The sequence below is a fragment of the Micromonospora sp. RHAY321 genome (assembly GCF_023896955.1).
Classification (GTDB): Bacteria; Actinomycetota; Actinomycetes; order Mycobacteriales; family Micromonosporaceae; genus Micromonospora.
This window is the reverse complement of sequence record NZ_JAMHIW010000018.1, coordinates 14,777-27,915: the sequence shown is the minus strand read 5'-3', so window position 1 is coordinate 27,915 and position 13,139 is coordinate 14,777. Positions and strand designations below refer to the sequence as shown.

General features: G+C 75.4%; 10 protein-coding genes. 5 read left to right on the top strand and 5 right to left on the bottom strand.

Translation table 11 applies throughout. The features are described from left to right. Positions 1-24 precede the first annotated feature (24 nt). Both M8C17_RS26965 and M8C17_RS26960 read left to right on the top strand, forming a co-directional pair. Positions 25-2,166, top strand: a complete 2,142-nt coding sequence (locus tag M8C17_RS26965; protein WP_252419364.1) for a RecQ family ATP-dependent DNA helicase — start codon at positions 25-27, stop codon at positions 2,164-2,166. A 218-nt stretch (positions 2,167-2,384) separates the two neighbouring features. Further along, positions 2,385-3,311: a hypothetical protein gene (locus M8C17_RS26960; protein WP_252419363.1), complete on the top strand. Its 927-nt coding sequence runs from the start codon at positions 2,385-2,387 to the stop codon at positions 3,309-3,311. A gap of 19 nt (positions 3,312-3,330) precedes the next feature. On the opposite strand, the gene M8C17_RS26955 is transcribed toward M8C17_RS26960, so the two are convergent. Next, the gene (locus tag M8C17_RS26955) at positions 3,331-3,747 is read right to left on the bottom strand and encodes a helix-turn-helix domain-containing protein (RefSeq protein WP_252419362.1); all 417 of its coding nucleotides are present in this window, start codon (positions 3,745-3,747) and stop codon (positions 3,331-3,333) included. A gap of 254 nt (positions 3,748-4,001) precedes the next feature. On the opposite strand from M8C17_RS26955, the gene M8C17_RS26950 reads away from it, so the two are divergent. After that, positions 4,002-4,442 (top strand): hypothetical protein, encoded by a 441-nt coding sequence (locus tag M8C17_RS26950; protein ID WP_252419361.1) that lies wholly within the window; start codon positions 4,002-4,004, stop codon positions 4,440-4,442. Positions 4,443-4,467: 25 nt separating this feature from the next. Here M8C17_RS26950 and M8C17_RS26945 read toward each other — a convergent pair whose 3' ends face one another. After that, positions 4,468-5,631, bottom strand: a complete 1,164-nt coding sequence (locus M8C17_RS26945; RefSeq protein ID WP_252419360.1) for an SAM-dependent methyltransferase — start codon at positions 5,629-5,631, stop codon at positions 4,468-4,470. Between the two features lie 86 nt (positions 5,632-5,717). Further along, a complete protein-coding gene (locus M8C17_RS26940; RefSeq protein ID WP_252419359.1) occupies positions 5,718-7,406 on the bottom strand; it encodes a DEAD/DEAH box helicase in 1,689 nt (562 codons plus the stop codon). Between the two features lie 318 nt (positions 7,407-7,724). On the opposite strand from M8C17_RS26940, the gene M8C17_RS26935 reads away from it, so the two are divergent. After that, positions 7,725-8,375, top strand: coding sequence for a ferritin-like fold-containing protein (locus M8C17_RS26935; protein ID WP_252419358.1), 651 nt, complete (start codon positions 7,725-7,727; stop codon positions 8,373-8,375). Positions 8,376-8,450: 75 nt separating this feature from the next. On the opposite strand, the gene M8C17_RS26930 is transcribed toward M8C17_RS26935, so the two are convergent. Further along, positions 8,451-8,678, bottom strand: a complete 228-nt coding sequence (locus M8C17_RS26930; RefSeq protein WP_030329796.1) for a DUF3107 domain-containing protein — start codon at positions 8,676-8,678, stop codon at positions 8,451-8,453. Positions 8,679-8,742: 64 nt separating this feature from the next. Then, the gene (locus M8C17_RS26925) at positions 8,743-9,381 is read right to left on the bottom strand and encodes a TetR/AcrR family transcriptional regulator (protein ID WP_184178846.1); all 639 of its coding nucleotides are present in this window, start codon (positions 9,379-9,381) and stop codon (positions 8,743-8,745) included. A gap of 149 nt (positions 9,382-9,530) precedes the next feature. On the opposite strand from M8C17_RS26925, the gene M8C17_RS32370 reads away from it, so the two are divergent. After that, positions 9,531-13,133, top strand: a complete 3,603-nt coding sequence (locus M8C17_RS32370) for a hypothetical protein (protein WP_374559290.1) — start codon at positions 9,531-9,533, stop codon at positions 13,131-13,133. Positions 13,134-13,139: the final 6 nt, after the last annotated feature.

Here is a 13,139-nt window from a genome sequence, read left to right as displayed (position 1 = left end):
GCCCGCCGCTGGTAGAAATGCCGGATGGGCGACGAACGGGCGGCGGTACGGGAGCAGGCCGAGGCGGTGCTGCGCCGGCTGGCCGGTGAGCACGCCCGGTTGCGCGAGGACCAGTGGCGGGCGATCGAGGCGCTGGTCGTGGACCGGCGGCGGGTGCTCTGCGTCCAGCGCACCGGCTGGGGCAAGTCGGCGGTCTATTTCGTGGCCACCGCGCTGCTGCGCGCCCGCACCGGCCTGGCCGGCGCCGAGGAGCCAACCGGCCCCACGGTCATCGTGTCGCCGCTGCTGGCACTGATGCGCAACCAGGTCGAGGCGGCCGCCCGGGCCGGCATCCGGGCCCGCACGATCAACTCGGCGAACCTCGACGAGTGGAACGAGATCACCGCGGAGATCCAGGCCGGCGCGGTGGACGTGCTGCTCATCAGCCCCGAGCGGCTCAACAACCCGGACTTCCGCGACGGCGTACTGCCGAAGCTGGCCGCGACCACCGGGCTGCTGGTGGTCGACGAGGCGCACTGCGTCTCCGACTGGGGGCACGACTTCCGACCGGACTACCGGCGGCTGCGCACGTTCCTCGCCGAACTGCCCGAGCGCACCCCGGTGCTGGCCACCACCGCCACCGCCAACGCCCGGGTCACCCAGGACGTGGCGGAGCAGTTGGACGACGCCCTCGTCCTGCGCGGCACGCTGGACCGGGAGTCGCTGCGCCTCGGCGTGCTCGACCTGCCCAGCCCGGCGCACCGGCTGGCCTGGCTCGCCGACCACCTGGACCAGCTGCCCGGCTCCGGCATCGTCTACACGCTGACCGTCGCGGCAGCGGGGGAGACGGCCGAGTTCCTGCGGTCCCGGGGCTACCCGGTGGCGTCGTACACCGGGCAGGTCGAGGACGCCGACCGGCGGGCCGCCGAGCAGGACCTGCTGGACAACAAGATCAAGGCGTTGGTGGCGACCAGCGCGCTCGGCATGGGCTTCGACAAGCCCGACCTGGGTTTCGTGGTCCACCTCGGCGCGCCGCCGTCCCCGATCGCGTACTACCAGCAGGTCGGCCGCGCCGGCCGCGCCGTCGAGCACGCCGAGGTGCTGCTGCTTCCCGGCGTCGAGGACGCCGCCATCTGGCGCTACTTCGCCTCGCTGGCGTTCCCACCCGAGCAGCAGGTCCGGGCCGTGCTGGCCGCCCTGCACACCGACCGCCCGCTCTCCACCCAGGCCCTCGAACCGCTCGTCGACCTGCGCCGGGCCCGCCTGGAGCTGATGCTCAAGGTGCTCGACGTGGACGGCGCGGTCCGCCGGGTGCGCGGTGGCTGGCTCGCCACCGGCGAGCCCTGGGTCTACGACGAGGCCCGGTTGCGCCGCGTCGCCGAGGCGCGCACCGTCGAGCAACAGGCCATGCGGGAGTACGCGACCACGTCCGACTGCCGGATGCGGTACCTCCGGGAGCGCCTGGACGACACCGGGGCCGCCGACTGCGGCCGGTGCGACCGGTGCGCCGACCCGCTCTTCACCCCGGACGTGTCGACGGCTGCGCTCGGCGCCGCGCAGACGTTCCTGGGCCGACCCGGTGTCGAGATCCCTCCGAAGAAGCTCTGGCCGACCGGTCTGGACGCGGTGGGCGTACCCCTGAAGGGCCGGATCTCCCCGGCGGAGCAGGCGCTGCCCGGCCGGGCGGTCGGGCGCCTCTCCGACCTGGGCTGGGGTGGGCGGCTGCGCGACCTGGTCGGCCCGGAGGCGCCCGACGCGCTCGTGCCCGACGACGTGGCCGGCGCCGTGGTCGAGGTGCTGAAGGCGTGGGCGCACGGCGACGACCCGTGGCCCCGCCGACCCGTGGCGGTGGTCGCGGTCGGCTCCCGCCAGCGGCCCCGGCTGGTGGGCTCGCTGGCCGAGCGGATCGCCGCCGTGGGCCGGCTGCCGCTGCTCGGCGAGGTCACCCCGACCGGCCCGGGCGGCCCCGGCGGGCCGCGCGGCAACAGCGCCCAGCGGGTACGCGCGCTGCACGACGCGTTCACCGTGCCGGCCGGGTTGGCTGCCGAGCTGGCCGAGCTGGCCGGTCCGGTGCTGCTCGTCGACGACCTGGTCGACTCGGGCTGGACGATGACGATGGTGACGCGCGAGCTGCGCCGGGCGGGCGCGCCGGACGTGCTCCCGCTGGCCCTTGCCGTGGCCGGCTGAGCCCGTGGCTCGCTGGCGGCCGAAAAGTTCCCGGCCCCGACGGATTGCGACCGTCGCCACGCGGTCCCGGTGTCGGCCGGGTCCGGCCCGGAGCGGCGGTACCGTGGGCGGCATGACCGAGCAGCCCGTCACCCGCGCGTACGTCACCGCCGGGGTGACCTGTGCGCATCGTGTGTGGGCGGCCATCGAGCAGGCCCGTCACGTGCGGGACGCCGGCGGTGCCTGACCGGATCTCCGCCGCGCCGGACCGGAGCACCCTCCGGCTGGCGCTGGTGGTCGGCGGGCTGGTGCTCGCGGTGCTGCTCGGCTTCGGCCTCGGCCGGATGAACGCCGGTGGCGCCACCGGCGGTGGCTCGGCGCTGGCCGCCGATCACACCCACGCTCCGGGCACCGAGCCGCACGACCACGGCAGCGCCACGGGCACCGACCAGGGCGCGGGCGGTGAGCCGGGTGGCCTGTCGGTCAGCTCCGCCGGGTACACCCTTGCCCCGCTGGTCACCGAGTTCCCGGCCGGTCGCGCGGGGCAGTTCCGGTTCCAGGTGCGGGACACGCAGCGCCGGCCGGTCACCCGTTTCGCCGTCGTGCACGACAAGCCGCTGCACCTCATCGTGGTCCGCCGGGACCTGACCGGCTACCAGCATCTGCACCCGACCATGGCGCCGGACGGCACCTGGTCCGTGCCGCTGACCCTCGCGCAGCCCGGCGTCTGGCGGGCGTACGCCGACTTCACCGTGGTCGCCGACGACGGCGGTCAGACCGCGGTGACCCTCGGCGCGGACCTGGTCGCGCCCGGTGGCTACCAGCCGCGTGCACTGCCGGCGCCCGTGACCTCGACGACGGTGGACGGGTTCACGGTCGGCTACCAGGGCACCCCGCAGCCCGGGGCCACGGTGCCACTGACCTTCCGGGTCGACGGCGCCACCGGCGCCGCGCCGCTGGAGCGGTACCTCGGGGCGTACGGGCACCTGGTGGCGCTGCGCGAGGGCGACCTGGGCTACCTGCACGTGCACCCGGAGCCGGAACTGGTGGACGGCCAGGTGAAGTTCTGGCTGACCGCCCCCGGCCCGGGCCGCTACCGCCTCTACCTGGACTTCCAGGTGGCCGGCGCCGTCCACACCGCCGAGTTCACCGTCGCGATCTCCTGACCCGCCGGTCAGCGGGGAGTCAGCCGGCGCGGCGGATGGGACGGCGCGCCAGGTAGCGGAGCAGGTCGCGGATGTGGTGCTTCTCCTCGGCGGGAACGGCGGGGTCGGCCAGCCGGTCCAGGATCGCCCGGACGTCCGCCTCGACCGGGCCCTCGTCGTTGCGGCGGCGGGAGACCGGGCCGGCGTCAGGCAGCCCGAGCGCCCGGAACGCGGCCGCCACCGGCAGATCCAGTGCGGCGCAGAAACCACGCACCTTGGCCAACTCGGGGTAATCCTGCCAGTCGCCCGCCAGCCATCGGAACACGGTCGAGCGGCCCACACCGGTGTGGGAGGCGAGGTCGGTCACGGTCCATCCGCGTTCCTCGCGGGCGTCATCGATGGCGCGCCGTACGAAGCGGGCGAAGGCCATCTGCGGCGTAACCTCTGCGGAGCCCATCCTTGCGGGTCTTCCCCTCCCGGCCGGAGCACTGGGGCGGCGGTGCGCCTTCCGAGGGTAGTACGGCCAGAGCCGGAAACAATTGACTGACCGCACAAACTGTCCCGTGGACGGGACTTTTTCTCGGGCATGATCCGTACCGACCGAAACCGGCATCGAGCGATCATCGTCGTTGTTCCACTAAGCTCGGTGCCCGTCCCGGCATGGCGCGCGTCCGCCTGCCGCGTCCGACCGGACCACTCCCGAGGAGCACCATGGCCGACTCGAGCCGCCCGCGCCCGTACCAGCCTGGTTCGGTGAGTCTCTTCTTCGTCGCCAAGGCCGGCGTCTTCGCCGCCGCGTTCTGGATCTGGCTGCTGGTCCTGGTGCTGCGCACCGACTCAGCGACCGGTGCGCACGTCCTGGCCGCCACCGGCGCGATCACCACCACGCTGGTCGGGGTGGTGCTGGGCGTGCGGATGGCGTTGCAGCACAACGCCGCCGTCCGGCACGCCGAGATGAAGAAGCTGCTGGTCGACATCTCCTGGAACGCCTTCGCCGCCGCCGGCAACGCCGAGAGCGGGGGCCAGGTGGTGCCGTTCCCGACCGGCCCGGCCGACGGCGACTGGGCCTCCCAGCGGACCGGCGGCGAACGGGTGTCGGCCTTCGACCGCGGCGGGCGGGAGCGCGGCAGCAACGGCGAGCGCCGCCGCTAGCCGACCACCGGCGTCCGCCGTGTCGTCAGGCGGCGGGCGGCTCGCCGGTGGCCAGCAGCGTCTGCAGTCGGGGCGTGACCCGCCACTGGTCGACCAGCTCGCCGTACTCCGCGCGCTGCTCGTCGGTGGCGGCGGTGCCGGTACGACGTGCCCGGATCAGCAGGTTGCGCGGGGTGTGCTGGGAGTCCACGAACTCCACCACCTCGGCCCGGTACCCGTGCACCCGCAGCAGCCCGGCCCGCAGGGCGTCGGTGAGCACGTCGGCGAAGCGTTCGCGCAGGATGCCCTGGCGGGTCAGCAGCTCGTACGGGGACGGGGCCGGGTGGGCGCGTAGCTGCTTGGCGAGGTCGTGGTGGCAGCAGGGCGCGGCGAGGACCCAGCGGGCCTCCCAGCGCACCGCGCGGGCCAGCGCCTCGTCGGTGGCGGTGTCGCAGGCGTGCAGCGCGAGCACCAGGTCCGGCGCGGGGTCGACGACGGCGTCGGCGATCGTGCCGGCCACGAACGTCACCCGGTCGGCCCAGCCCAGCCGCTGCGCCAGCTCGGTGTTGCGTCGCCGCTGGTCCTCCCGGACGTCCACGCCGACCAGCTCGACGTCGAGCCCTCGACCGGACAGGTAGCGGTACGCGGCGAAGGTCAGGTAGGCGTTGCCGCACCCGAGGTCGACCACCCGCAGCGGGCCGGTCAGGTCGTCGGGCAGGGTCGCGGCCAGGGCCCGCAGGAACGCGTCGACCTGGCGGCGCTTGGCGGCCGAACCGCCGATCTCGGCGAAGATCTCGTCGCCCGGGTCCAACAGGTACTCCTTCGCCCGGTCGTTCCCACCCGGCGTCACGGCCGGTCGCGCCGTCGCGGCGGCCCGGTGCACCTGCGCCTCGCCCGACTTGGTCACCCGCAGCTGGAGCGTCGCGTGGGCCGTCTCCACGTGCCAGTTGCCGAACGGCTCGGCCAGCAACTCGTCGACCGCGGCGGCCGTGTCCGGACCGGGGGCGACGTTGCGGGTGTACGGGCGGGCGCCGTCGGAGGTGGCGATCTGCAGTCGGGGTCCGGCCTTGAGTGTCACCGGCCGCAGCTCCGCCCGGACCACCGCGGGGCGGCGGTTGCGGCGGCGCCCGGCGGCGACCGCCCGGGTCAGCGCGGGGTCGAGCAGCAGCGCCCGGACCTCGGTGAGGGCGGCGTCCAACGATTCGGGCATCGTTCCATCTTCCGGAAGTGGGGTGGGACGGGAACATCCCCCGTACCGCGCGGGGCGGTGCGGGGGATGTCGGGTGTCGCTGTGGGTCAGTCCGCGGTCGCCTCGGCCGGCGTACCCGCGCCGGAACCGCCACCACGGCGGCGCCGGCGGCGACGCGGCTTCGACGGCTCACCGTCGGCGGCGGCGGCCGGCTCGGCCGGGGCCGCGTCGGCGGAGATCACCGCGGTCGGCTCGCCCGCGACCGTCTCGCCGGCCCGGCGGCGACGCCGGCGGCGCGGGGTACGCGTGCCCTCCTCGTCGGCGGCTGCGGCGTCCGGGAGTGCCTCGGCGGCCGGCGTGCCGGCACCGGTGCGGTCCCGGCGGTCGTCGCCGCGGCCACGGCGCTCGCCCCGGCCCTCGCCACGGCTCTCACCGCGTCGGGAGCCCCGACCACCGCTGTCACCCCGGCGGGAACGCGTCCCGCCCAGGTCCTCCTCGATCTCGGCCGACAGCCCGGCCCTGGTCCGCTCGGCGGTGGGCAGGGTGCCGGCGACATCGGTGGAGATGTGCAGGTCGGTGTAGAGGTGCGGGGACGTGTGGTACGTCTCCGGCGGCTCGGGCATCTCCAGACCGAGGGTCTTGTCGATGATGCGCCAGCGCGGCATGTCGTCCCAGTCGACGAAGGTCACCGCGACACCGGTCGCGCCGGCCCGGCCGGTACGACCGATCCGGTGGGTGTAGGTGTCCTGGTCTTCCGGGCAGTCGTAGTTGATCACGTGGGTGACGCCGGTGACGTCCAGCCCGCGGGCTGCCACGTCGGTGGCGACCAGGATGTCGATCTTTCCGGCCCGGAACGCCCGCAGCGCCCGCTCGCGGGCACCCTGACCGAGGTCACCGTGCACCGCGGCGACCGCGAACCCACGGAAGTCGAGGTCCTCGGCCACGCGGTCGGCGGCCCGCTTGGTGCGGGTGAAGATCATGGTCAGCCCACGCCCCTCGGCCTGGAGGATCCGGGCCACGATCTCGACCTTGTTCATCGAGTGGGTGCGGTAGACCAGCTGCTGGGTCTGCGGCGACGGGCCGGTCTCGGCGGTGTGCCCGGCGTGGATCGTCATCGGCTGGCGCAGGAAGCGCCGGGACAGGGTGACGATCGGGTCCGGCATGGTGGCCGAGAAGAGCATGGTCTGCCGATCCTCCGGCAGCATCGCCAGGATCTTCTCGACGTCGTCGAGGAAGCCCAGGTCGAGCATCCGGTCGGCCTCGTCGAGGACCAGCGCGTGCACGCGGTCGAGCCGCAGGTGCTTCTGCTTGGCCAGGTCGAGCAGCCGGCCGGGAGTGCCGACGAGCACCTCGACGCCCTTGCGCAGCGCGTCGATCTGCGGCTCGTACGCCACGCCGCCGTAGATCGGCAGCACCCGGACGCCACGCGTCCGGCCGGCGGCGGCCAGGTCCTTGGCGACCTGGATGCCCAGTTCACGGGTGGGGACGACGACCAGTGCCTGCGGCACGCCGTCGCTGCCCTCGCTGGGCGCGAAGACCCGCTCCAACAGCGGTACGCCGAAGCCGAGGGTCTTGCCGGTGCCGGTGGGCGCCTGGCCGATCAGGTCGACGCCGCGGAGCGCGATCGGGATCGCGTACTCCTGGATGGCGAAGGCGCGGGTGATGCCGGCCGCGGCCAGCGCCTCGACGGTCTCCTCGCGGGCGCCGAGTGCGGCGAAGGTGGGAGCCTCGGGTCGAACCGGGGCGGTGGGGGCCAGTTCCTGGCCGTCCATCAGATCTTGAGTCAGCTCGCTCATGTGGATGTGGGGGTGCCCTCTCGTGGGTGCGCCCCGTCATGTCCTCAGGGCGCGTTCGGTATGACGCGGGCCACACGGTCGGGGGCAGACTGCCGAGCCGGACCGGGCCGCACGCGCGCCGCGGGCTGAGCTTCGATCAGATCGGCGCCCACGGCAACTGCTCTATGCTACCTGAACAGGCAGGCACCCGTCCGGATTCCCTGCCGGGCGCCGGCCACGCGGGGCCGCCAGATGTGACCTGCGTCACGCAAACCCTTGCCGTCGTGCCGTACCCCGCACGGGCCACGCCAGCGGGGCCGCGCGCGGTAGCCTGCGCTCGTGTCCGCGCCGACCACCCCCGGTCCCGCCGTCGCCGACCTGCTGGGCCTGGTCGCCTTCGGTGAGTTGCTCGCCTTCGAACGGATGGCCGGCGACGCCCGGCTCGCGCCCGACCTGCGCCGCCGCGCCGCACTGAACGAGATGGCCGCGGCCGAGATCGCCAACTACCGCCGGCTCGCCGACCGGCTCACCTCGCTGGGTGTGCCGCCGGAGAACGCCATGGCGCCCTACCTGCGGCCGTTGCAGGCCTACCACGACTCGACCGAGCCGCGGGACTGGGCGGAGGTGGTGACCAAGGCCTATGTCGGCGACGCCATCACCGACGACTTCATCCGGGAGATCGCCGGCGCGCTGGACGAGCCCGACCGGGATCTGGTGCTGGACGTGCTGCACGACTCCCGGTACGCGGAGTTCGCGGCAGCGGAGATCAGGGTGGCCGTCGCCGCCGACGCCCGGGTGGCCGACCGGCTCTCCATGTGGGCCCGGCGGCTGGTCGGGGAGGCGCTGTCCCAGGCCGGCCACGTCGCCGCCGAGCGGGCCGCGCTCACCGCGCTGATCGCGCAGGGCGACCGGGTCGACGTGCCGGGTCTCTTCCGGCGGCTCACCGCCGCGCACACCACTCGGATGGCCGCCGTCGGGCTCAACAACTGACCGACCCGTCCCCGGGCCGCGGTGCCGGCCCGCGGCAGGTGGGCCTGCGCCGACCTGCCGCGATGGCCGGACCGGTCAGCGGACGGTGAAACCGACCGCCCGGGGCGACGCCTCGGCGATCTCGACGTACGCGACCTTCTCGACCGGAACGATGACCCGCCGGCCCTTCTCGTCGGTCAGGGAGAGCGTGCCGCCGTTGCCGGCGAAGGCGTCGGTCACGATCTGCTCGATCTCGGCCGGCGACTGCGCGCTGTCCAGAACCAGCTCGCGCGGCGCGTACTGCACGCCGATCTTGACCTCCACTGTGCCTCCTCAACTGGGGCGAAAGAACCGCCCTGCGAAGGCTATCCGATCACGGGGTCAGCGGTCAGGCTGACTCACCTTGCAGCGGGAAGCTCGCGATGCCCCGCCAAGACAGCGCGGCCACCAGCGCCTCGGCCTCGGCCTTGGGCACCTGCCGCCCACCGGCGAGCCAGAACTGCGCCGCCGTCTCGGCCGCGCCGACCAGCCCGGAGGCGAGCAGCTCGGCGTGTGCCCGGCTCACCCCGGTGTCGGAGATGATGGTGTCGGTGATCGCGGCGATGCAGCCCTGCTCGACCCGCTCGACGCGTTGCCGCACCGCCGGGTCGTTGCGCAGGTCGGACTCGAAGACCAGCCGGAACGCCTCGCTCTCGTGGTCGACGAAGTCGAAGTACGCCCGCACGGACGCGCCGACCCGTTCCTTGTTGTCGCTGGTGCCGCGCATCGCGTCGTGCACCTTGGCGACGATGGCGTCGCAGTGCGTGTCCAGCAGGGCCAGGTAGAGGTCCATCTTTCCCGGGAAGTGCTGGTAGAGCACCGGCTTGGAGACCCCGGCCCGCTCGGCGATGTCGTCCATCGCCGCGGCGTGGTAGCCCTGCGCGACGAACACCTCCTGCGCCGCCGCCAGTAGCTGCTTACGGCGTGCGGAACGAGGCAGGCGGGTGGGCCGGCCGGCGGTCTGCGCACCGTTTCCCGCAGCGGTCATGGGATCCTCCGAGTTGTCCGTACGAGCCGGCATTTTCCCCCCACACCGGGCGACGCCCGTGACCCCCGTCGTGGAAATGGCCCGCCGCTGTAACTTATCGCCACTGTCAGCACACGGTAGCCTCAGCGAGGGCGACCAAGGAGCGCGCGGTGAGTGAAACAGGGCAACCCGGAGTCCCCACCCCGGGAGAGCACGGCGACGACGCGGGTCAGCACGACGACCCGGGCCGTCCCGTCAGTGGGTGGGCGCCCCCGACGGGCGGGTGGTCTCGCGCCGCCGAGCACGAGGGTGCCCGGGAGCAGACACCGCGGTGGCAACCCGACCCGGCGTCCGGCTGGCGCACCTCGTCCGCGCAGCACGGCGACCTGCCGCCACCCGTGGCCGGGCTACCCGGCGAGCTTGAGCCGCCGACCCGCGTCAACGGTCACCACGCCAACGGCCACCACGCCAACGGCGTCCGCCACGCCGGCGCCGACGCCAACGGCGTCCACCACCCCGGTGTCGAGCCCTCGGCGGGCCGGCCCGCGCCGGTGAGCGCGCCGCCCGGGCTGACCGGAGAGGACCGGCCCGACCAGGCCGGCGACCGGCTGGTGGTGCCCGCCCAGCGTCCCGCACCGCCGCTGGAGCAGGCGGCGGGCGAGCCCGACACCGGCCCCGCCCGGCACTCCACGGCGGACCCGGGCGACGGCCGCAGCGCCCGCTGGGCCGATCCCGGCCCGCCGACCTCGGCGCCGCCGGCCGTCCAGGTGCCACCCGTCGGCACCTCCGCCTCCGGTTTCGAGGTCCCGCCCGGCTTCCACGCGCCCACCGCCGACCGGCTGTCCGCCGACGACCCGCAGGCCGCGCGCGGCTGGCGCGACCCGCTCACACGCGACCCGCTCACACCGGACGCGTCGGCTGAGCCGGGCTCAGCGGACCGGGCCGGGCACGCCGAAGGCTCCGAGCCGGGTCGCGCTCCCGGCGGTGACCCGCCCCGGGCCGGAGAGTCCTCGGCCATCGAGCCGGACTGGTCCGGGCCGAGCTGGAACCGCCCGAGCTGGGGCAGTGGCTGGGCACCGCCCTGGTCGAGGCAGGAGGGCGAGCTGACCGGCCGTCCGGCCCGGGCCGAGCCGGCGCCGGGCTGGGTCGCCGAGCCCAACCGGCCGTACGAGCCGGCACGTGTGGAGTCGCCCCGCCCGTACGAGCCGGTGCGCGTCGACCCGCCGCGGGGGCACGACATTCCCCGCGACGAGCCTGAGCCCGAGGCGTCTCCGGAGCGCGGAGCGGCCGAACGCCCCTCCTGGGCCGGCGGACGCCCTGCGACGACGCCCACCAGCACACCCCCGGCCTCCTCCACGGCCGGGCCGGCCGACCGGCCCTCCTGGGCGGGCGGGCCGCCAGCCGAGCCGACCAGCGCGCCGCCTGCGGACCGGCCCTCCTGGGCGGGTCCCGCGTCGACCGTTGCTCCGTTGGCCGATCGGTCGCCCGCAACTGGCGACCCGGACCCGACCCCGACCAGCGGGCCACCTGTCCCGCGCGCCGCGCCGTCCCCCGAGCGTCCGTCCTGGGCCGGCGGCTCCGCCCCGACCAGCGGCCCACCGGCCGACCGGCCGTCCTGGGCCGGCTCCGCGTCGAGCGGCGCCCCGCGCGCCGACCAGCCGTCCTGGTCCGGCGGTTCGGACCCGGCGCCCATCAGCGGTCCGCCGTCGCGGCCGTCGTGGTCCGGCGGTTCGGACCCGGCACCGACCAGCGGTCCGCCGTCGCGGCCGTCGTGGTCCGGCGGTTCGGACCCGACGCCCATCAGCGGGCCGCCGTCGCGGCCGTCGTGGGCTGGCGGTTCGGACCAAGCATCGACCAGCGGGCGGCCGTCCTGGGCCGGCGGTTCGGCCCCGGCGCCGGCCAGCGGGCCGCCGTCGCGTCCGTCCTGGGCGGGCGGTTCGGCACCGGCCAGTGGCCCACCCTCGCGCGGCGGTGATCCCATGCCCAGTGCGCCCCCCGCCCAGCGTCCGTCCTGGGCCGGCTCCGCGCCGACGGAGGCACCGGCAGCGGCGCCGACCGAGCCGCCGGCGGGACCACCTCCGGTGCCGACCGACGCGCCACCGGCCCCGGCAGGGCCGGCGCTGGCGGCGGAGCGGCCCTCCTGGATCGGCGGCTCTCCGACGACTCCGACGAGCGCGCCGGGAGCCGAACGACCCGACTGGTCCGAGGGACGCATCCCGGTGTCCCCGGCCGAGCGCCCGTCCTGGCCCGCCAGCCGGTCGACGAGCATGCCGACCGCGGGCGACGCGGCTGAGCCGTCCGGCCCGGCGCGGCCCGAGACCCGGTCGGCCGCGCCGTTCCGGCTCCGGCCGGAGGCTCCCGAGCCGTCTCCCGTCGAGTCGTCCCGCGCAGCTCCCTCTGCTTCCGGTCCGTCACCGGCAGCCGCCCCGCCGACCTCGACCGGTGCCGTCCCGGCCTCCGCCACGAGCGGGTCCGGACGTCGCGACCGGCCCTCATCCGCGCCCGCTCCGACGAGCGCCCCTCCCTACGCGGCTCGCCGATCCGCCCCCGACCCGGCGTCCCCGGCCGAACCGGCCGACGACGACCGGCTGCCGGACCCGTCGTCGGCGGTGCTGCCGCAGCGCGTCCCTGCGGAACCGGACGTGCCCGTCGTGCCGGAGCCGCCAGCCGTGGAGCCACCCGCCGAAACCCCAGAGCTAGCCCGCATCGCCACCCACCTGCGCCGCGACGACGAACCCGCACCGCTGCGGGAGCGCCCTGAGGGCTTCGACGTCAACGCCATCCTCGACGCCGTTCGGGGGGTGGCCGGCGTCCGCGACGCGGCGCTGCGCCGTACCCCGGCTGGCGCGCACAGTCTCCGGCTGGACCTGGCCGACGGTGCCGACCCTGCCGAGGTCAGCCGACAGGTGGCCCGACTGCTGCAGGATCGGATGGGGCTCGCCGCCGCACCGCAGAACCTGCCCGGCCTGCCCAGCACGCCGGTGCCGCCGGTCCGCCGTCGGGCCGCCGAGCCTCGGCCGGCCGAGCGGCGTTCCCCGGAGCCGCGGAGCGCCGAGTCCCGCGACGCCGGCGCGGAGCCGCGAACCGGCGAGATCAGGGCCGGCGGGTCGCCCATGGTCGGTCGACCGTCGGGCAGTCGCGTCGAGGCCACGCCCGTGGTCCCTGAGCAGGGGGCCGAGGGCGAGCGCCGGCGCCGGTCGAGCGCACCGCACCGGGGTCGCGCCACCGTGGAGGAGCCGGGCTCGGTCTCGGCCGCGCCCGCAGGGGCGGCAACCGGCAGCCCGGCGACGGCCGGCACGTCGTACTCCGGTGGTCAGGTGACCACGACGGAGTCGGCGCCGTCCCGACCGCTGGACACCGGCGGCGCGCCGGGGCCGCGGGTGGTGATCGACCACGTGCAGGTCAGCACGTTCGGTCTGGACGCGAACGTGGAGGTCCGGCTGCTGGCCGGTGGCGAGAGTGCCGCCGGGTACGCCACCGGGCCGGCCGTGGACGGCTACGTGCTGCGGCTCTGCGCGGTGGCCGCGGCGGCCGCCGTGGACGAGTTGCTGCGCGGCGCCGAGAACGCCGAGCGGGGGCGCTGCTTCGTGGAGCACGCGGCGGTGGTGCCGTTCGGCAACTGCGAGGTGGCGACCGTGGTGGTGCTGCTGGTCTGTGACGGCTGGGTCGAGCAGCTCGCCGGCTCGGCCCTGGTCGCCGGTGACCCCCGACAGGCGGTGGTCCGGGCGACGCTGGCGGCGGTCAACCGGAGGCTGGAAGCGCTGCTGTCCTGAGTGGTC